The sequence below is a fragment of the Bartonella sp. MM73XJBT.G genome, assembly GCF_028618435.1.
In the GTDB taxonomy this organism is placed as follows: Bacteria; Pseudomonadota; Alphaproteobacteria; order Rhizobiales; family Rhizobiaceae; genus Bartonella.
In genome coordinates, this window is record NZ_JAQISW010000013.1 from 1 (window position 1) to 19,871 (window position 19,871).

Here is a 19,871-nt window from a genome sequence, read left to right on the forward strand (position 1 = left end):
GGTCTATAAGAGTGATGAGGTTGTCAAGATTGAGAAATAGAACAAATAACAGGCCTATGAGGCGCCTTCTTTATCGCTATAAACGCATTATAAGATGCATTCCTTAAAACGTCTCATAAAAGAGAGAGTTTAAAAAAGAAAGCCGTGCCAATTGATATGACGCGGCTTTTCAATGGAGGCTTTGGAATAACCAGTTCCAAATCATAAGTATCTACATACAAAACGTATCATATTGCAAGCGTTCTATTGTTTTTATGAAAACTTATCAAAAGGATCATAAATGATGCATATGATTTTTACTCACTCATTTGAATAAGAAAGCCTATAAACGCTTTATGGCTATAAACGTATTAGAATAACGCTCTTTTCTTTAAAGAGGTTTGTTTAAAACAAAGCACATGATCAAAACGCTTCTTTAAAACCTAATTTCTTTGCAAATTAACTAGCTCAAATTTGAGTTCGTTATCTTTAAAATAGAGATTCTTTAAACATTTTGCTTTTTTCTAAAAATTTAGTAAAACCCTATGCTTTGTGATATTATGACGATTTTGAACTGTATCTTCTTATCTTTGTCTCAATAGGTGCCCCCAAATTGGGGGTCACTAAAATCACTCAGCCCATATTTGGGCTCTGTGCTTTAAATGTAACTTTTAAAACGTTTGTTGCTCGCTTGCATACGTCATAAAAAGGCTTTTGATTTCATACTTGTTGTGATGAGAGTGCTTGTATAATGCTTGCCTATCGTTTTCTAAATTTTTAGAAAGCGTTTTAAAAACGACATTGAAATCCTTTATGCACCTTTAATGAATTAAAACCTATAAGCTTATGACAGTTTCAAACGATTACCCTCTTATAGGATACTATAATATTTTTAGATTTACCCTTCTCAATTTTAAGAATCATAATCTCATACTTGATAATGCGATTTTTGAGTGATAAAAACGTATCATAAAATTTATGAAGTGTTATGAATGATAGCTGCTTTTCATTTCATTTGAATGCACACATGCGTTATAATATTTACATAATGATTTGCTTTTTATGCTCTATTCATACGTGATAATCTTTTATAAAAAATGGTCAAATGAATCACGAATAAAAGTGTGGATTCTTAAGTGGATTCATATAAAATAATTGCACTCAACATATTGACTTTATTGTGTTTTTATGTATAATATGGTGCCATATCGCGGTATCGCACTTAATATTTAGAAAAGTATGATATTACCCCTTTTAAAAGTTTGATTAATTGATTGATGACGGTCATACCTCATATTGTTTATGAAACAAATGATAACAAAATTTCTGCAATGCAAAGAATTGTTGAAAATATTATTCGTAAGGTGATAGATTTTGAAGCAACTTTAATATTAGATGATATGTCAAAGAAAACTCTTTCAGAAAATATATTTTCGGAAAAAGCTCAGATACAGGTAATTTTTTTAGAAGGTTATGATATCATTTTTATTGGTAAAGTTGATTGGGAAGAGATAGTTACCATTTCATGGGCGATACTGTTTTTAAAAGGCAGGACATTGGATACAGTATTTACTAGAAAGTGAGCCGTCCAGGAGATCATATAAAGTTTCTTTAAAAAAAGTTTTAAGCCTTTTGAACTTTATATGAAGTTGTTTATCATTTTTGAGTGATTTGTGTTATAATACGCTAAATAAGGGATGAGAGGGTAAAAGTTCGTTTACGCTGTTTCCATTAAAAAGCGTGTGATTGCTTTTAGGTTGAGAAAAAATATATAAGTAAGATACGATATTTGATACTCTTCTTCAGAGAAAGCATGAATAAGTGAGATACAATTTAAAAGCATAAGGTTAGAGAGAGTAATGGGCAATATTTTTTCACCAACACATTTAATTGTAATTTTATTACTTATTTTGGTGCTTTTCGGACGCGGTAAAATTTCTGAATTAATGGGCGATGTTGCTAAAGGAATTAAAGCCTTTAAAAAGAGTATGAAGGAAGAAGAGGGAGGCATTGAGGGTAATGTTGAAAAGGCTGCTCCTTCCCAAGTAATTGATGGAGCATCTCAACAATCTCAGCCGTTATCGGTAAAACATACAGCAACACGGAGGAAGGCTTCCTCTTACTCTAAAGGAGGCAAGGCATCTATTGCTAAAAAACAGCGTGTCAAATAACAAAACGTCATCATTATTGTGCATTATTTTTTTATGAGAAAGTTGAGTATAAACGATGTTTGGGATTGATGGACAAGAGCTTGTCGTGATCTTACTTGTTCTCATCATTATCGTTGGACCGAAAGATTTACCTAAAATATTCAAGACAATCGCAAAGGTAAAAGCTTATATGCATTCAACAGCAAATGAATTTCGTTGCCAGTTTGATGATGTAATAAAACAAATTGAGCGCGATGATTTGCAAAAAACATGTTCGGATATGAACAACTCAAGGAAGAAGTTGGCAGAACCTTTTGATTCCCTTAAAAATACATTAGAGGGTATTCACGATAATTTGGATATTAAGGCAACTCACCATAAAACAGAAAAAGATAAAGAACTTTTGGCATGTGATCAAAAGGCAATCAAGAAAGATGTGACATTCTCTAGTGCTTCTCATCATTCTGAAAGCATTTCTATTGCTTCTAAAGATAAAGAAGATGTGTCATGAATGTAAAAAAAGATGAGGTTGATGCCAATATGGCCTCCCTTTTAGAACATTTAATTGAACTTCGTCAGCGAATTATTTCGACCTTAGTTGCATTTATGATCGCTTTTATGATGTGTTTTCTTATTAAAGATTATATCTTGAATTTTTTACTATGGCCGTATCAGTGGGCAATGAAAATAGCAGGAGGGTATCCTGAGAGTATTCGTTTGCAATCAACGCAGGTATGGGAAACTTTTTTAACAAAGATGAAACTTGCTGCTTTTGGAGGAATTATTTTATCTTTTCCCTATATGGCTTTTCAGTTCTATAGTTTTATTGCACCAGGGCTTTATAAAAATGAGCGCAGGGCTTTTTTGCCGTTTCTCATTGGGGGCCCTATTTTATTTTGTATTGGAGGAATGTTTGTTTATGCTCTATTGGCACCAGTAATACTATGGTTTAGCCTTTCTCAACAATTTCTTCCAGATTCTCAATTAAAGATAGAGTTTGTCGTACGTATTTCTGATTATTTGGGCTTTATGACGTCGTTTATCCTCATTTTTGGTTTGATTTTTCAGTTGCCTCTTGTCATCAGTCTTTTAACAAAAGTTAGACTTTTAACGTCTCATGATTTGGTGTCTAAACGAAAATGGGCTATTCTGCTCTCTTTTATTATTGCGGCAATGATAACGCCGTCGGATTTTTTTACGATGTTTGCAGTAGCTTTACCAACAATAGCGCTTTATGAGGTCTCAATTTTAATTGCTTACGGTATAGAAAAGAGAAGAAAATCTGCTTAAGAAAAGTGTATAATCTTACGCGAAATAAAAACAATATAGAATAAAAACAATATAAATGAGGAATTTTAATGCTTGATATTAAGTGGATTCGCGAAAATCCTGAAGAATTAGATAAAGCGCTTGTAAGGAGAGGCCTTGAGCCACAAGCCGATAGATTAATACAACTTGATTTTGCACGCCGGTCCCATGTTGCTAAGGTACAATTAGCACAGGAACGCCGCAATGCGATTTCAAAGGAAATAGGACAAGCTTTAGCTACATCTGATCAGCACATGGCTGAACGGCTAAGAGCTGAAGTTGAAGAGCTTAAAGTTTTTCTTTCTTCTGCAACAGCGGAAGAAAAACAGCTGACGGAAAGTCTTGAAAAAATTCTTTCAGCACTTCCAAATGTTCCATTGGATGATGTTCCAAATGGTAAAGATGAAAGTGATAATGTCGTCATTCGACATTTTGGGACACCTCCAACCTTTAATTTTACACCAAAGGAACATTTTGACCTTGGTCAAGATCTCAAACAGATGAATTTTGAGCGAGCTAGTCGTTTATCTGGAACACGTTTTACAGTGCTTTCAGGGGCGTTAGCACGGCTAGAACGAGCATTGGGACAATTTATGCTTGATGTGCATGTCAATGAGCATGGTTATACAGAAGTTTCTGTGCCTCTTCTTGTTCGTGATGAGATTGTTTACGGAGCAGCCCAATTACCGAAGTTTGCTGAAGATCTTTTTCAAACAACGGATGGTCGATGGCTTATTTCCACAGCAGAAGTGCCATTAACGAACTTGGTCAACGATGAAATTCTTGAAATATCAGATTTGCCACTGCGATTTTCTTCTTTATCTCCTTGTTTTCGTTCAGAAGCGGGAGCTGCTGGTCGTGATACACGCGGTATGTTGCGTCAGCACCAATTTTGGAAGGTAGAAATGGTTTCGATTACCAGTGAAGAACAGTCTCTCATTGAATTGGAACGTATGACGGAATGTGCAGAAGATATTTTAAAACGACTCGGTTTGCCTTTTCGCACAGTGGTTCTTTCTACGGGGGATATGGGGTTTGCAGCACGTAAGACTTATGACATTGAGGTTTGGCTTCCTGGCCAAGAATGTTATCGTGAAATTTCTAGTTGTTCTGTTTGTGGGGACTTTCAAGGTCGACGTATGAACGCTCGCTATCGTAAAGAAGGCGATAAAAAATTGCATTTTGTTCATAGCCTTAATGGTTCTGGTACAGCTGTTGGTCGTTGTCTTATTGCTGTACTTGAAAATTATCAACAGGCTGATGGATCAATTATTGTTCCAGATGTTTTACAACCCTATATGGGGGGCATGCGTTGTATTACGGCTTAATTTGGGAAAGGAAAAACAATATGCGTTTATTGTTGCAAAAAGGTAATGCTATGCAAGCGTGAGAAGTTTTGCCATTTTAAAAGAAGTGATTTGTAGGGACAATAAAATTGCATCTCCATTAGAGAGTGAATGATACTATGGAGCAAAAGGGTATTTTGCAATTTCGTGAGGAGTTGGCTGCTCTTGTACTGAAAATGCGTAGCAAAGGCATTGATGACGTGCGATTTTTTTCGGCATTAGAGAAAATTCCACGTCAACAATTTGTTCCTGCTCCGTGGTTTGATAGTGCTTATGATAATAAAGTTATTCCCATAGAGTGTGGGGAATATATGGAACGTTTGGAAGAACAGCTCTTAATTCTTTCAGCACTATCACTGAAAAAAAAGTATCGTGTCTTAGAAATTGGTACGGGCTCTGGCTTTTGTACGGCTCTTATGGCATGTCTGAGTGATCGTGTGACAACGGTTGATCGTTATAAAACGCTTGTTGATTTGGCACGCCAAAAATTTCAAACTCTGGGTATTGAAAATATTATTATACGGCAGATTGATGGAAGTCATAATGTGGCAAGTTTGGGATCATTTGATCGCATTCTTATTTGGCCATCACGTTCTGATGAACCCAAGGATTTTTTAGAACTTTTAGCTGAAAATGGAATTCTCATTCAGGCGATAGGACCTGATGAAGAGGTACAAACGGTAACACGCTATACAAAAATTGGTAGTCGATTTGAGTGTTTAGAACTGTTTCAAGTGCGTTATCAACCTCTTATTAAAGGTATTGCGGAGAGACTTTAATTTTTAAAATTTGAAAAATAGCACAAATTATTTTACTCTTTTCATTTTCTATTAAATTCACTTTGATCTTAATTAAAGATATTTATGAATAAAACATCTCATTTTAACACTTCGGTAATTTAAAAAAGCTTTAATGGAGTGAGTTGAGTATTGATGAGTGAGCAAAACGATGTATCTAAAAGCTTTGGATAATATTTTCCAGTATAATTTTCAAAGAATAACTTTTTTAGCGGTGGTAACTATTGTTGCTGGTTGTAGTTCTGGTTCACAACGTTTTTCCAATATTGCTTCTCATCATAGGATAGCATCTCAATCAAATATAGCGAACTCTATGTCTACAGATCCGAGAATGCTATCGTACGGCGGGGAAATGATACAAAGCACAGAGTTGCCCCCTGTGGAGCCAAGTGATGATTCGTGGATAGATGACAATTCTTCCTATAGTTCTTCACAGCAAGGTAGGGGAGTTTCTTCTGATGATCGTGTTATGGGGGCTCCTCGACGTAATCTTGGAACACTTTCCCGTTCACAAATGAATAATTCTCTCACTTTACGGCAGAACTCTTATATTGTTCAGAGTGGGGATACATTACTCAGTATTGCACGACAAGTAGGGGTTAGTGTTGAGGCATTAAAATCAGCAAATGGTATAAACAGTAATTCCATTTACATCGGTCAGGTCCTTGTGCTTCCAAGCGGGCGTACGTTAGCAACTTCAAGAGCGTCCCGCCGTAACACCAATCATAACAATTGGGTAGCGTCAACAGCAGAATCTTCATTCCAACCTCAGGTGACGTCTTCTATAAAGAACAAGAAAGCTTCTCCTATATATAAAGCTCCTGTAAAAACGTCACCTTCTGCACAGGTGAACAGGTCAAACCTTGAAAGAAATTCTTCTAAACAGATGGTACAATTAAATCATGAATCTGATTTATCAAGTACCATTACGCGTACAGATAATATTAAGGCGCCGCAAGCTACGGGGATTTCTAAAATGCGTTGGCCAGTACGAGGGCGTTTATTAAGCCAGTTTGGTCAAAAAAAAGGAACAATAATGAGTCGAGGAATAGACATTGCTGTGCCTGAAGGGTCATCGGTAAGGGCGGCAGAAAATGGCATTGTTATTTACGCGGGAGATGGCTTAAAAGAGCTGGGTGATGTTGTTATGATTCGACATGAAAATAATATTATCACTATTTATGGATGTAATAGTCAACTTGTTGTGAGCAAAGGCCAAAGGGTAAGACGCGGTGATGAGATTGCGAAGTCGGGTGTTTCAGGAAATGTTAAAACGCCACGTGTTTATTTTGAGATGCGTAAGAATTCATTACCAGTTGATCCTCTTAAATATTTAGAAAACTAATTGATTGATGACGTTAAATTTTAATGAGCTTATAATTTATAGAAATTTCATGAAACTTATTTTCTTAAATCAATAGCACTTATCAGAAAGTTTTAAATTTTCTAAAGCTTTTACTTTGGGCGCTAATTCTACAATAACGTGATTTTTCTACTCGATTTATCCTTGTAGATGATTCAAGATACTAAGCAATGTTTGGGGAGTCGAATAATCAATATGTGATGTTGCTCTTTTTTCAAAGCCGATCCCATTTGATGAAGTATTGACGTGTTTCATGGACTTTATCATGAGGCTCGATCATCGAAAGATGCTAGCACATGTCTAACGTAATAAGTCAGAAAAAAATCATTGGTTTAGAAGAGGAGTTTGTTGGGGACATTAGAGATTACCATCTTTGTGTTTATGAAGTATAAGACAAAGAGCATCATACGATTGTCAACACCCAATGTTCGCAATACTCTTGCCTTTGAAAGGGAGCATGAGAAGAGGTATTTGACTTCTTATCATAAAGAGTTTTTATCTTTATGTTCATTTTACAAGTGTGATGGGAAAGAAAATTGTTTTGATGAATTCAAAGGGTTTGAAATGAGAGCATTTTACGGTATTGAACTCTATAATTCGACATTAAAAATAATGAGTTATCTCTATAATTTTTTTATTAGAAAAATTGTTTTGTATCATTTACTGAGTAAGAGAAAAGGCTTCTAGTGTAGGATATATAATAAAAAGGAATAAATCTGTTTTTTTAAATTTTTTCTTATTGTACTCTGTCTCTTAAGGATTTATTACATTTCCATAAAGCTGAGATTACATTATATCATTATGACTTTTTATAATAAATTCTTTAGGATTTTTTTGAATCGGGTTTTGTTTTAAGAGAGTGGGAAATACCTGAAGTTTAACTATAGGAGATAAAAATGTTGATTACAAACGCTTATGCTCAAGTTGCAGGCGATGTTTCCGGTGGAATTTCATTTGTTAACGCTGTCCCATTCATTTTAATTTTTGCAATTATGTATTTTTTTGCCATTCGTCCACAGCGCGCCCAAATGAAAAAACGGCAGGAGATGCTTAATGCAGTGCGTCGTGGTGATACAGTTATAACAGGTGGTGGTATTATCGGCAAGGTTACGAAGGTTCACGACGAGAGTGGTGAATTAGAGGTTGAAATTGGTGAGAATATGAATATTCGTGTTATTCGTTCAACATTAGCGGATGTCCGTGTTAAAGGTGAGCCGATTGCAGAAAAAAAATCAAAACTTAATGCTAAAACGAAAACACTACAAAAGTCTAAGTCTAAAAAGACTGTGAGAGAAAATGTGAGTATCTCTGAAGAGGAAAAAGCAATATCAAAAGAAAATAAGGAAAATGCATCTTAAAGTGGAGAGGTAATTTATAGCATTTTAAAAAATTAAAATATAAAGGAGAAATGTTTTTTATAGTCACGACAGAAAGTAATATTTTTGTTTTCTCTAGACTATTAAAGTGGTTGCTTTATTTATGGGATATTACGGAAAATATTTCAGCCTTTTAAAGAATGTCGTTATTTTTATAAAGAGAAGTTTTTCACTTTTGAGTCAACTAAGCTAAGAAAATTTTTTAAAAGATAGATAAGTATAGCATTTAATCGTGGTTTATTGTTAACTTTTCAATATATTTTTGTGTAACCCAATCAAAATTTTATAGTAAAATCTCTACCTCAATATTCTGAAGGGCTAGGGTTAACATATCACTATTTGTATTACTGTTAATTTTTATGGTGAGAAATAAAAGATAAGAGGGTTTTAAAAAATAAAAGGTACTTATTCATGTCCGATGCCATTCAAATTCGTGAAGCACATTTTCCGAGGCGTGCACCTATTGAAGCTTATGGAAATGGTGGATTTCGTTTTGCTGATATGTCTCATAGAGGTTCTATTATTTGTATTCCGTCAGGAATTTATAGCATTGATATGGCTGGGCCTGTTCCCACTCAAGGGGATCTATATCGTGTTTTAGAAGAAGCAAATGAGATTGAAGTTTTATTAATAGGGACTGGAACTGAATTATTACGATTACCTGAAGATTTACAGGTCCTTTTATGGGAAAAGCGTATTTCATCAGATACAATGAGTACAGGAGCAGCAGTGCGTACATTTAATGTTTTATTGGCTGAAGATCGCGCTGTTGCGGCATTATTATTTGCGGTAGAATAAAGCATTGTTTCATAAAATAGATCCTCTTGTCTAGCATAAAAGACGCGTGTGATTATTTTGCTGTATCTCAAAATATCGTCATTTAAGGTGGCAATATAGGAATATAAAGTATTATACATAACTTAATACATTAAGTGTATTATTAATACAGCAGCAAGTATTTAGAGCTGAATTAACCTGTAGAGCTTAGCGTATCGCATAAGTGATAAGTCTCTGGCATTTGAGGTCATTCATAAGAAGCATTTTTATTCCTTTTTAATTTTATCTATACACCCGCTTCAAGTATAAGGTGAAAGGAAATAGGCATAAAATGAGAGAATCGTATGATATTAGGATTTCGAATTTAACAGATAAAACGATAAATTATTATTATAAATTAATTTGTTATGAGAGGTAGAAAAACTTCAAAAGCAATTGGATCTTTGACGGATCAGTGAGAATAGGAATCTTTGTTCTTTGAAGTTGTGGGAAGAGTCCAATCATTTGATGAAGTTTTGGGTGATCAGTGTTTTGTCATCTATTCCGTTAAAAAGTATTTTTCTTTGTCTGTTCTTAAGTTTCATTACAGATGTTACGGTTAATTTTATCTGTTTTTACGACAAATAAACGCTTAAATCCTATAAGATACATTTTTATCAAAAAAATTGTTTATTTCATTTTTAAAAATCTTCTTTCTGAAAAGAAAAGTCATTAAAAAAGAAACTTTCATTCATCAGACATGAAGAGATACATTTAAAAATCTTATTTTTGAACTGTATTTTCTTATCTCTCATTTTAAAATATGAATAAAAAGAGAATATTAATTGAATGGCCAAAAAGGGGCGTTAATAGGTTCATAGAATGATAGGTTCTCTTCCTTATTGTCTTGATATTTTACGTACCATAGATCGTGATCGCTATATATCGGTTTTATTTTCACCTAAAAAAAAGCGAAAAGCATTGGCTGCTCTTTACGCATTTAATGCTGAGATTTCTCGTATTCGCGAAAGTGTTCATGATCCACTCATCGGCGAAATACGATTACGCTGGTGGTATGATTCTATCGTGCATGAAGAAATACAAACGAGTGGAAGCAATCCGATTTTAAGTGATTTATTGACAGCAATGACTCTTTTTAATTTACCTAAGACAGCTTTTTTACGGTATTGTGACGCACAAATTTTAGATCTTTACCACAACCCACTAGAAACACTTCATGAGCTTGAGCATTATTGTTGTGAAACAGCAAGTATAATTTTACAGCTTTCTTGTCAGATATTAGATCATGATGCCGCACAAGATTTTACAGATACCAGTAAACATGGGGGAATTGCTCAAGGGCTAAGCGGTGTATTGCGTCTTTTATCTTTTATGCAATCACGATATCACTATTATTTACCTACTGATATGCTGCAGGCTGTAGGAATGAATAGGAAGGATTTGGATTCTCATCGTCTCAGTGATCAACAAAAGGGCCGTATTGTTGAAGCTATGGTAGCATTATCACGCGATCATTATACCAAGTTTTATGCGTCTTTTCATAGCTTACCTAGAGCTCTTAAGCCAGCCTTTCTTCCATTGGTCATTATACCGGATTCTCTTCAAAAGGCTTTGCAGCTTGGGGCTGTAATTTTTCAAGAAAATGCAACTTTGCCATTAATACATCGCTATTGGCTGATAACAAAAGCAGCACTAAGCGGTCATTTTCCAAAGATATTGTAAAAGAATATGATGATGTTAGCGTTAGATTGATTTTTTTCATGTCGAAGATAAAAAGGGACATTAGAATTTCAAACCATTTCTTTGTTATCGAAGACATGGATATAATTCTTTCTATCAAAGCAAAAGAATAAGAAATTTGAAGACCTTGAAAATAAGTGTATTGGATGGCTGAGAGACAAGTTGGCATCATTGTTATATCGGCGTTCATCTCCCAATATTGCGATAACCTCTGGAATTTTTCATAAAAGGTATGTCCTTTCTTTAATGTTTATCCAAACGCTAATTCCGCTTATAACGTGTAAGTGAGAAGTTTTGATTAATTCAACATGGAACAAGTTTGGAATAAAAGAAGCTTACAGTATTTAGGATTTTTATTTAATATAAGTAACACTATATTATGATTTTAAATCAATGTGTTATAAAATAAAGAAAAACGTAAGATAAAGCCTAATACATTGGTGCATTTGATGAAGAATTTTGATATTGGGTATTCTAAATGTATTGCTCGTGTCTTATTTGCAAATGAAATATAATTTCTATTTTATTATGAGGGAAATTACTTTGGAAGCCTATTAAGGCTATAGAACAACGCTCATTTTTGAGAAATTAAAGTTATGAATCCATAATTGATGATTGCTATGATATATAAAGATATTAATTTATCATGAGAGTTTATTTTTTCCTATATTGAATGAGAGCGTTGAATCAATAAAGATTTTCTCGTTTTTAATCACGTTTATAATGAATTTTAAAATAGTTTTTTTCATATCATAAGTTGGGTGTGTCAACGAAAATCATTTAAGGAAGAAGCAATACGTATCTTATGAATTGAATGTTAAGAGTAGCGATATGACAAGCTGTAAATGTAATGACAAGAGGGATGACATTTATAGCGGAATTAGCGACAACCTTTACTAGCTTTTAGATGGATAATATTGCTTACCACGTTGAAAAAAAAGACTTCGCATTATCCATTACCTTTTTTCTTGCAAATCTATATACACACTGATTGGCGAGAGAGTTAATGATAATGCCGATCTTAAGCTAGAAGCAAACAAAAGACCGGCCTTATCTTTTTCAACGATAAACGAAGTGCTGATAGGAATTCTATCAAATAAGTTTTTTTAAATTATATACATCCTTTTTATTGGAGAGCGTTAAAGATCTGATTATAATTTTTGCTATTAATTTCCAAAGGATGTTCTTTATTGGCAATTTGTAGCATTTCTAGCTTGAGATCTTCTCTTATCATCATATCTATATTGGCCTGAACTTCAGGTGGAAGAGTATGAGGCGTGATGTCTTTAGGCATCGTTACAGACTTTATTTGATAAAGGATACGGTTTGTTGCAACCGGACCTTTTATGATACCATAATGACCTTGGGGTCCAGAAAATAATATTTTAATTCCTTCAACACCAAGGATTTCAGAGGGATCTTGACGCCGGAGGAGGGGTGTTGTTTGTTTTGTAACACCAAGTGTTTGAGCAAGGGCAACAAGACTTTTTCCTTCCATAAGCTGTTTGAGAGCATTTTGGGCTTTTTCCTCAAGAAGGCGTTGGATTTCCTCATTTTTCCATTGAGAAAGAACACCTATCTTAGCTTCTTCTAATGTTTTATCGCGGGCAGGAATAATTTTATCGACCTTATACCAGAGATATCCACCATTTTGAAAAGAGAGAGGATCAAGATCGACGCCTTCATTTGATTGATAGATGGCGTTTAACAAAGTATCTTTTTGAGGCAAATCCGTGAGGATTGTACCTTCAAGCGTTTTGCCCGTTTTATCAAGGGTAATTGTGCGCAGAGTTAACTTGTATTGGTCCGCAAGCTCTTTAAAAGAAGCGCCTTCAAAACGAGCATTTTCAATGGCGACATAATTGTTACGGATCTCATCAGCAGCACGATTTTTTGCAAGAGTTTGGCGAATATTTTCTTCTACACTTTCAAAAGGAAGTGAGCTTGCAGGTTCAATATGTGTGACGCGAACGAGAACAGGTCCCTGTAAATCATTTATTACAGGACTGATTTGTCCTTGTGGAAGTTCAAAAATTTCCGATGCAAGATGATTAGGAAGTTCATTTTCTGCAAGAGGCCCTTTTTTTATGTCATTAAGAGTCTTTTTTTCAGCTTTTACCAGTTCATCAAAACTCAATCCATCGGCTATTTTTTTTGCGGCCTTATCGGCTTCTTCGCGTGTGGAGAATCGTAGTTCTTCAAATGTACGCTTTTCAGGCGTTACAAAACGTGACGCATTTTGGGTATAATAGGCTTTTGCTTCATCTGTTGAGATATCATTGGGTTTTACAAAATCATTAAGTTGCATTGATAATAAAGAGACAGTCCGGTATTCTGGAGTGCGAAATTCACTTTGATGGGTTTCAAACCATTTTTGTAGTGTTTCGTGATCAGGATCAGCAATCATTTGCTTTTCTTTGAGATCAATAACAAGATAATCAGCGCTTCGCATTTCTCCTTGATAAAGAGCAAGAGCTTTATAAAAGAGATTTGGTGCTTTCATATCAGAAAGTAAAGCTGCAATAAGTTGGTTACGCTTTTCTTGTTTGGTATAATAATTAAGAAAAGCACTTTCACTGATACGTAAATGCTGAAGATAGTTATAAAATAAATTTTTATCAAATGTACCATTTATCTGGAACATCTTATCAGAACCAATCGTATGAGCGATTGTATCTTTTGAAAGACTTATTTTCATTTTACGGACTTGTTCATCAAGCAGTACATTTTGTTGCAATTGATTAAACACAAAAGCAGGAATTTGGTATTGCTGCATTTCATTTTGTGTAAACATTCGTCCAAGATGAGCTGCCTGTGCTAAACGTGCGCTTTGATCAGCAAGTGCAAGACGATAATCATCGATCGTTACGATGGACTTTCCAGAAGTAATAAGATCCCTTTCGCTTCTTGTGTGTAACCGCGGTATCCCCCATAAAAGAACGAAGCATAAGAGTAAAATAGAAAGGAAAACTCTAAAAATCCAAGAATTTGTAGCACTTCTTATGACGTCAAGCATTGTTCAATCTCATTTTAACATAAATTATTACCAAAGCAGTAATGGAATTTGCAATAAAGAGACGAAAGATGCAAGCTTTTAAAGACTTGCTTTCGTTTTATAATTTGATACTACAGATAAACTAAAGTGTTATAAGAGCTCTTGAGGTAAAAATATGTCTCCAAATATTCGGCCTTTTCTTGCTGGAAATTGGAAAATGAATGGAACGAGTGAAGCGCTTGGAGAGCTGCGTGCTATTGCTACAGGCATGAGCTCTGATCTCAGTCATCTATTTGAAGCGCTCATTTGTGTTCCAGCAACGCTTTTATCGCGTGCTTATGATACGCTGGATGGTGCAAATCTTCTTTTAGGAGGACAAGATTGTCACTTTGATGATCATGGTCCCTATACAGGAGATATTTCAGCTTTTATGCTTAAAGAAGCCGGAGCAAGTCATGTTATTCTTGGGCATTCTGAGCGTCGTACAGTATATCAGGAAAATGATGCAATTGTCTGTGCTAAAGTGCAAGCAGCACGGCGTGCAGGTCTTGTGGCGCTTGTGTGCATTGGTGAAACATTGGAGGAGCGTGATAATAATAAAGTGTTGGATGTTCTTTCACAGCAGCTTGAAGGATCTTTACCAGATGATGCAACAGCAGAGAATATCATTATCGCTTATGAACCTGTTTGGGCGATAGGTACTGGCAATACAGCAACTTTAGAAGATATTGCAAAAGTGCATCATTTCATTCGTAATAAGATGCGCTCTCGTTTTGGTGATGAAGGTAATAAAATACGTTTGCTTTATGGTGGATCCGTAAAGCCATCCAATGCCTTTGAGCTTTTAAGCATTCCTCATGTTAATGGAGCTTTGATCGGTGGAGCCAGTTTAAAAGCGATTGATTTTTTAACGATTTGTGATGTTTGTCGTAAATTATAGAAGAGAAATTTGAGTTCCCCCTTGGATTGTGTGTTATTTATGTGTAAAGAGCTTATAAAAGAGTTATTTGAAGAGCAGGGTTTATGCAAACAGTACTTATTGTTATTCATTTATTGATTGTAATTACTTTGGTTGGGGTGATCTTAATCCAACCTTCAGAAGGCGGTGGGCTCGGTGTGAGTAATAGCTCAGGGCTGATGAAAGCCCGTGGGTCTCGAAATCCTTTAACACGGTTGACAGCTATTTTAGCCTGTTGTTTTTTTGTTGTGTCCATTGGACTTACTGTTGTGGGAAGTATATCAAACTCAAGTTCTGATATTTTAAAGCGTATACCGGTTAATTCAGAGCAGAACTCTACCAATAAAGGCTCAGAATCAGTACCATCATCAGAGGGTAAGTCTTCTCCTTCTATTCTTGAACAGTTAGGAGGGACTTCGGATTCTCCGAAGGAACAAAAATCGCTTAAAAATCCTGAAGCGGAAACCCCAGTTCCACCGGTTCTTGAAAATACAGTTCCGGATAACAGTGCAAAATAGTTTTTTAAAGAAAATATAGATTTTAAAAAAGGTGATTTTTTCACCTTTTTTATTTTATTTTAGAAGAAAAACTGTTTCTTTTTACATTTTTTGCTGGAAAAATCATTATAAATTGCTTATCACCATAAGCCCATGGCACGTTATGTTTTTATTACTGGTGGTGTGGTTTCTTCCCTTGGAAAAGGCATCGCAGCGGCGGCGTTAGCAGCGTTATTACAAGCTCGTGGCTATCGTGTGCGCCTTCGCAAACTTGATCCCTATTTAAATGTTGATCCAGGGACGATGTCGCCTTATCAACATGGTGAGGTGTTTGTGACTGATGATGGTGCGGAGACGGATCTTGATCTTGGTCATTATGAGCGCTTTACGGGGCGTTCTGCAAATAGCCAAGATAATATTACAACAGGGCGTATTTATCGCAATATCATTGAACGAGAACGGCGTGGTGATTATTTGGGGGCAACAGTTCAAGTTATTCCTCATGTTACGGATGAAATTAAGCGATTTATTACGAGCGGAAATGAAGAATTTGATTTTGTTTTGTGTGAAATAGGTGGAACAGTTGGTGATATTGAAGCCATGCCTTTTCTCGAAGCGATTCGTCAGCTTGGTAATGAACTTTCCCGACAAAATGTTGTTTATGTCCATCTTACATTAATGCCTTATATTCCTTCAGCAGGTGAGTTAAAAACGAAACCAACACAACATTCTGTCAAAGAATTACAATCAATTGGTATTTCTCCTGATATTTTACTTGTACGTGCAGATCGGTCTATTCCAGAAACAGAGCGGTGCAAATTATCACTTTTTTGCAATGTTCGCGCCAAAGCGGTCATTCAGGCATTGGATATGCCAACAATTTATGATGTTCCTATGGCCTATCATAAAGAAGGTTTAGATTCTGAGGTTCTTTGCGCTTTTGGAATTGATTCCGCACCTCCGCCTCAGATGGATCGATGGGAAGATATTACGCGTCGCATTCACCACCCCGAAGGAGAAGTTACGATTGCTGTTGTAGGAAAATATACGGGCTTAAAGGATGCTTATAAATCTCTTATCGAAGCGATTGCGCATGGTGGTTTAGCAAATAAAGTAAAAGTTAATATTGAGTGGATTGATTCGCAACTTCTTGAAAAAGAAGATTCCGTTTTAGCTTTACAAAAAGCGCATGGAATTTTGGTTCCTGGGGCTTTTGGAGCTCGAGGAGCAGAAGGAAAAATTCGAGCAATTCAATTTGCACGAGAGCGTAAAATTCCATTTTTAGGGATTTGTTTTGGAATGCAATTAGCCTGTATAGAAGCTGCACGCAATATTGCACAGATTGAGAATGCTTCATCGAGTGAGTTTTGCGAAACAGAAAATCCAATTGTAGGTTTAATGACAGAATGGCTCAGAGGCGATGTTCTTGAAAAACGGACAAGAAATGGTGATCTCGGCGGATCCATGCGTCTTGGGGCTTTTACTGCTGAGTTAAAAGAAGAAAGTCATATTGCTCAAATTTATGGAATGACAAAGATTGTTGAACGGCATCGTCATCGTTATGAAGTCAATATTGATTATAAAGATAAGTTAGAACAGTGTGGTTTGATTTTTTCTGGCATGTCTCCCGATGGTATTTTGCCGGAAACAATAGAATATGTAGATCATCCATGGTTCATTGGTGTTCAATATCATCCAGAATTAAAATCACGTCCTTTTGATCCACATCCGCTTTTTTCTTCTTTTATTGAGGCCGCTGTAGAACAAAGTCGATTGGTTTAAGGTATAAATTTGGTTACTTTGCTTTTGAGGGATAAAATGACAAAACCAAATGAGCGTGTAAAAGTTGGAAATGTTATTTTTTCAAATGAAATGCCCCTTTCATTAATTGCAGGGCCGTGTCAGATGGAAAGTCGTGATCATGCTTTTGAAATGGCTGGTCGTATTAAAACAATTGCCGATCAGCTTGGTATCGGGTTTGTTTATAAATCAAGTTATGATAAAGCTAACCGAACTTCTTTGAGTGCAGCACGGGGCATTGGTCTTGAAAAAGCAATGGTTATTTTTTCTGATTTAAAAAAAGAGTTTGATTGTCCCATATTGACTGATGTGCATACCGAAGAGCAATGTAGCATTGTTTCTTCTACGGTTGATATTTTACAAATACCTGCTTTTTTATGTCGTCAAACTGATCTTTTAGTCTCAGCTGCCAAAACAGGGTGTGTTATTAATATTAAAAAAGGGCAGTTTTTAGCGCCGTGGGATATGGAGAATGTTTTAAAAAAGGTTGTTTACAGTGGTAATCCAAATGTTATGCTTTGTGAGCGCGGTACATCATTTGGCTATAATCGACTTATTTCGGATATGCGTTCGTTACCTATTTTACGTTCATTTGGGGCACCTGTTATTTTTGATGCAACACACTCTGTTCAAGAACCTGGAGGGCAGGGGGCTTCATCTGGTGGACAGCGTCAATTTGTTGAAATATTAGCGCGTGCGGCTGTTTCTGTTGGGGTTGCCGGTATTTTTTTAGAAACACATCAAGATCCAGATCATGCACCTTCTGATGGCCCCAATATGGTTAAAATTGATAATTTACAAAGATTACTTGAGACTTTAATGGAATTTGATCATTTGTCAAAGAAGCTGAATTAAGAAAAGAAGAAATATTTCATGAATTAGGACATTAGAAATGAATCGCAACTTTTATTGGATAAGGAAACATAGATGACGATCATTGTCGATATCATTGGACGTGAAGTTCTTGATAGCCGTGGTAATCCGACGGTAGAAGTTGACGTTCATTTGGAAAATGGCGCTTTTGGTCGCGCGCTGGTTCCCTCAGGAGCTTCAACAGGGGCACATGAGGCTATAGAGCTTCGTGATGGTGGTCCGCGTTATCAAGGGAAAGGTGTTGAAAAAGCAGTTGCTGCAGTCAATGGTGAAATTCTTGAAGAACTTGGTGGGCGGGACGCAAGAGACCAAATCGCTATTGATCAAGCAATGATTGCTTTGGATGGAACGCCAAACAAAGCCCGTCTTGGTGCCAATGCACTTCTTGGTGTTTCATTGGCTGTTGCAAGAGCCGCCGCAGACTCATTAAATTTACCCTTGTATCGTTATATTGGTGGACCGCAAGCGCATATTCTTCCAACACCTATGATGAATATTATTAATGGTGGGGTTCATGCTGATAACTTAATTGATTTTCAAGAGTTTATGATTATTCCGGTAGGAGCCCCTAGCGTGAAAGAAGCGATCCGTTATGGTGCTGAAATTTTCCATGCGTTAAAAAAGCGTTTAAAAGATGCGGGATATAATACCAATGTTGGTGATGAAGGTGGTTTTGCACCTCAATTTAAAAGTGCAGACCAAGCAATTGATTTTATTATGGAATCCATAATAAAATGTGGCTATAAACCAGGTGAGCAAATTGCCATTGGTTTAGACTGTGCTTCCACTGAATTTTATAAAAATGGTTCATATTTTTATAAAGGTGAGGAAAAATGTCGTGACATCCAAGAACAGGTAGATTATTTGGCGCATCTTGTGAGAAGTTATCCTATTGTTACCATTGAAGATGGAATGGCAGAGGATGATTGGGAAGGTTGGAAGCTTCTTACTGATACAATTGGAAAAAAATGTCAGCTTGTTGGCGATGATTTATTTGTAACAAATTCAGCGCGTTTGCATAATGGTATTAAAATGGGGGTAGGTAATTCTATTCTCATAAAAGTTAATCAAATTGGGACATTGAGTGAAACACTTGATGCTGTAGAAGTCGCACATAAAGCAGGTTATCGTGCCATTATATCTCATCGCTCAGGTGAAACAGAGGATTCTTTCATAGCAGATCTTGCGGTTGCAACGAATTGTGGACAAATTAAAACAGGTTCTCTTGCTCGTTCGGATAGATTAGCAAAATACAATCAACTTATTCGTATTGAAGAAATGCTAGGGGTTCAAGCACATTATGCTGGTGATGTATATCGTTGATTGTTGTGAGCACAAAATATGAAAGTATAAGATCATTTAGATTATGGAATTGAGATGTCTTATCAAAGACATAGAGCAATCATTTTATAGGCATTTAAATTTATAGGGATTAAGATGAGAGGTATAATTATTAGTCAAGATCAAGGAACATATCTCGTTTCGGGTGATGATGGTAAACGTTATCAGTTTGCGACTTGGGATTGGTTGGGAAAGAAACCCCCGAGGATTGGTGATATTGTTGATTTTGTCTGTGAAGGAGGTGTAGTCAGCTCTGTTTTTCCATTGTTGAGATCAGGTACAGAAAACTCAAAAATAATGTTTGCACTCCTTTGTTGGTGTGCAGGTATTTTTGGTGTCCATCGCTTTATGGTGGGGAGAGTTCGGACGGGTTCTTTAATGCTCATTCTATCTTTATCGGTTGCTGGATTGGTGATCACTGGTATTTGGGCAATTGTTGATTTCATACTCATTCTTGCTGGAAAATTTACGGATAAAAATGGGAATCAGATTACAGATTTGTAAATTTTTTATAATTTATAATAAGAAGTAGATGATTTAGTTTGCTTTTTATTTTGACCAATATATTAAG

17 protein-coding genes are annotated in these 19,871 nt (G+C 35.8%); 16 read left to right on the forward strand and 1 reads right to left on the reverse strand.

Annotation, left to right across the window (positions count from 1 at the left end):
* Positions 1-1,256: 1,256 nt before the first annotated feature.
* From PVV59_RS07070 to PVV59_RS07115, 10 genes are all read left to right on the forward strand, one after another.
* Positions 1,257-1,562 carry a hypothetical protein gene (locus PVV59_RS07070; protein WP_273755455.1) on the forward strand — a complete coding sequence of 102 codons (306 nt, stop codon included), beginning with the start codon at positions 1,257-1,259 and terminating at the stop codon, positions 1,560-1,562.
* 276 nt (positions 1,563-1,838) lie between these two features.
* The gene (gene tatA, locus PVV59_RS07075; RefSeq protein WP_273755456.1) at positions 1,839-2,150 is read left to right on the forward strand and encodes a twin-arginine translocase TatA/TatE family subunit; all 312 of its coding nucleotides are present in this window, start codon (positions 1,839-1,841) and stop codon (positions 2,148-2,150) included.
* A gap of 55 nt (positions 2,151-2,205) precedes the next feature.
* Positions 2,206-2,640 carry a twin-arginine translocase subunit TatB gene (locus PVV59_RS07080; protein ID WP_273755457.1) on the forward strand — a complete coding sequence of 145 codons (435 nt, stop codon included), beginning with the start codon at positions 2,206-2,208 and terminating at the stop codon, positions 2,638-2,640.
* On the forward strand, positions 2,637-3,419 hold the full coding sequence (tatC, locus tag PVV59_RS07085; protein WP_273755458.1) for a twin-arginine translocase subunit TatC: 783 nt from the start codon (positions 2,637-2,639) through the stop codon (positions 3,417-3,419). Before PVV59_RS07080 ends, tatC begins: the two co-directional genes overlap by 4 nt.
* A gap of 68 nt (positions 3,420-3,487) precedes the next feature.
* A complete protein-coding gene (gene serS / locus PVV59_RS07090) occupies positions 3,488-4,765 on the forward strand; it encodes a serine--tRNA ligase (RefSeq protein ID WP_273755459.1) in 1,278 nt (425 codons plus the stop codon).
* A 137-nt stretch (positions 4,766-4,902) separates the two neighbouring features.
* A complete protein-coding gene (locus PVV59_RS07095) occupies positions 4,903-5,562 on the forward strand; it encodes a protein-L-isoaspartate(D-aspartate) O-methyltransferase (RefSeq protein WP_273755460.1) in 660 nt (219 codons plus the stop codon).
* Between the two features lie 169 nt (positions 5,563-5,731).
* The gene (locus tag PVV59_RS07100) at positions 5,732-6,925 is read left to right on the forward strand and encodes a M23 family metallopeptidase (RefSeq protein ID WP_273755461.1); all 1,194 of its coding nucleotides are present in this window, start codon (positions 5,732-5,734) and stop codon (positions 6,923-6,925) included.
* Between the two features lie 914 nt (positions 6,926-7,839).
* The gene (gene yajC / locus PVV59_RS07105) at positions 7,840-8,301 is read left to right on the forward strand and encodes a preprotein translocase subunit YajC (RefSeq protein ID WP_273755462.1); all 462 of its coding nucleotides are present in this window, start codon (positions 7,840-7,842) and stop codon (positions 8,299-8,301) included.
* Between the two features lie 429 nt (positions 8,302-8,730).
* Positions 8,731-9,117: an Mth938-like domain-containing protein gene (locus tag PVV59_RS07110; RefSeq protein WP_273755463.1), complete on the forward strand. Its 387-nt coding sequence runs from the start codon at positions 8,731-8,733 to the stop codon at positions 9,115-9,117.
* A gap of 840 nt (positions 9,118-9,957) precedes the next feature.
* Entirely contained in the window at positions 9,958-10,818 is an 861-nt protein-coding gene (locus PVV59_RS07115) for a phytoene/squalene synthase family protein (RefSeq protein ID WP_273755464.1), read from the forward strand.
* Positions 10,819-11,962: 1,144 nt separating this feature from the next.
* Here the strand turns inward: PVV59_RS07115 and PVV59_RS07120 are convergent.
* Positions 11,963-13,852: a peptidyl-prolyl cis-trans isomerase gene (locus tag PVV59_RS07120; protein ID WP_273755465.1), complete on the reverse strand. Its 1,890-nt coding sequence runs from the start codon at positions 13,850-13,852 to the stop codon at positions 11,963-11,965.
* 154 nt (positions 13,853-14,006) lie between these two features.
* Here PVV59_RS07120 and tpiA point away from each other — a divergent pair, with 154 nt between their 5' ends.
* The 6 genes from tpiA to PVV59_RS07150 all read left to right on the forward strand — a co-directional run bounded on the left by tpiA (position 14,007) and on the right by PVV59_RS07150 (position 19,804).
* Entirely contained in the window at positions 14,007-14,771 is a 765-nt protein-coding gene (gene tpiA, locus PVV59_RS07125) for a triose-phosphate isomerase (protein ID WP_273755466.1), read from the forward strand.
* Between the two features lie 83 nt (positions 14,772-14,854).
* Complete coding sequence (gene secG / locus PVV59_RS07130) at positions 14,855-15,307, forward strand: preprotein translocase subunit SecG (RefSeq protein ID WP_273755467.1); 453 nt, start codon at positions 14,855-14,857, stop codon at positions 15,305-15,307.
* A 132-nt stretch (positions 15,308-15,439) separates the two neighbouring features.
* The gene (locus tag PVV59_RS07135; protein ID WP_273755468.1) at positions 15,440-17,068 is read left to right on the forward strand and encodes a CTP synthase; all 1,629 of its coding nucleotides are present in this window, start codon (positions 15,440-15,442) and stop codon (positions 17,066-17,068) included.
* Between the two features lie 36 nt (positions 17,069-17,104).
* Positions 17,105-17,941 carry a 3-deoxy-8-phosphooctulonate synthase gene (gene kdsA / locus PVV59_RS07140; RefSeq protein WP_273755469.1) on the forward strand — a complete coding sequence of 279 codons (837 nt, stop codon included), beginning with the start codon at positions 17,105-17,107 and terminating at the stop codon, positions 17,939-17,941.
* A 72-nt stretch (positions 17,942-18,013) separates the two neighbouring features.
* Entirely contained in the window at positions 18,014-19,282 is a 1,269-nt protein-coding gene (eno, locus tag PVV59_RS07145; RefSeq protein WP_273755470.1) for a phosphopyruvate hydratase, read from the forward strand.
* 114 nt (positions 19,283-19,396) lie between these two features.
* Positions 19,397-19,804: a TM2 domain-containing protein gene (locus PVV59_RS07150; protein WP_273755471.1), complete on the forward strand. Its 408-nt coding sequence runs from the start codon at positions 19,397-19,399 to the stop codon at positions 19,802-19,804.
* The last annotated feature ends 67 nt before the right edge of the window (positions 19,805-19,871 follow it).

Coding starts and splice junctions, on each gene's coding strand:
- PVV59_RS07095 (WP_273755460.1), top strand. CDS start 4,903: ATGGAGCAAAAGGGTATTTTGCAATTTCGTGAGGAGTTGGCTGCTCTT.
- PVV59_RS07150 (WP_273755471.1), top strand. CDS start 19,397: ATGAGAGGTATAATTATTAGTCAAGATCAAGGAACATATCTCGTTTCG.
- PVV59_RS07100 (WP_273755461.1), top strand. CDS start 5,732: ATGTATCTAAAAGCTTTGGATAATATTTTCCAGTATAATTTTCAAAGA.
- PVV59_RS07120 (WP_273755465.1), bottom strand. CDS start 13,852: ATGCTTGACGTCATAAGAAGTGCTACAAATTCTTGGATTTTTAGAGTT.
- tpiA (WP_273755466.1), top strand. CDS start 14,007: ATGTCTCCAAATATTCGGCCTTTTCTTGCTGGAAATTGGAAAATGAAT.
- secG (WP_273755467.1), top strand. CDS start 14,855: ATGCAAACAGTACTTATTGTTATTCATTTATTGATTGTAATTACTTTG.
- PVV59_RS07080 (WP_273755457.1), top strand. CDS start 2,206: ATGTTTGGGATTGATGGACAAGAGCTTGTCGTGATCTTACTTGTTCTC.
- kdsA (WP_273755469.1), top strand. CDS start 17,105: ATGACAAAACCAAATGAGCGTGTAAAAGTTGGAAATGTTATTTTTTCA.
- PVV59_RS07115 (WP_273755464.1), top strand. CDS start 9,958: ATGATAGGTTCTCTTCCTTATTGTCTTGATATTTTACGTACCATAGAT.
- yajC (WP_273755462.1), top strand. CDS start 7,840: ATGTTGATTACAAACGCTTATGCTCAAGTTGCAGGCGATGTTTCCGGT.
- PVV59_RS07110 (WP_273755463.1), top strand. CDS start 8,731: ATGTCCGATGCCATTCAAATTCGTGAAGCACATTTTCCGAGGCGTGCA.
- tatC (WP_273755458.1), top strand. CDS start 2,637: ATGAATGTAAAAAAAGATGAGGTTGATGCCAATATGGCCTCCCTTTTA.
- eno (WP_273755470.1), top strand. CDS start 18,014: ATGACGATCATTGTCGATATCATTGGACGTGAAGTTCTTGATAGCCGT.
- serS (WP_273755459.1), top strand. CDS start 3,488: ATGCTTGATATTAAGTGGATTCGCGAAAATCCTGAAGAATTAGATAAA.
- tatA (WP_273755456.1), top strand. CDS start 1,839: ATGGGCAATATTTTTTCACCAACACATTTAATTGTAATTTTATTACTT.
- PVV59_RS07135 (WP_273755468.1), top strand. CDS start 15,440: ATGGCACGTTATGTTTTTATTACTGGTGGTGTGGTTTCTTCCCTTGGA.
- PVV59_RS07070 (WP_273755455.1), top strand. CDS start 1,257: ATGACGGTCATACCTCATATTGTTTATGAAACAAATGATAACAAAATT.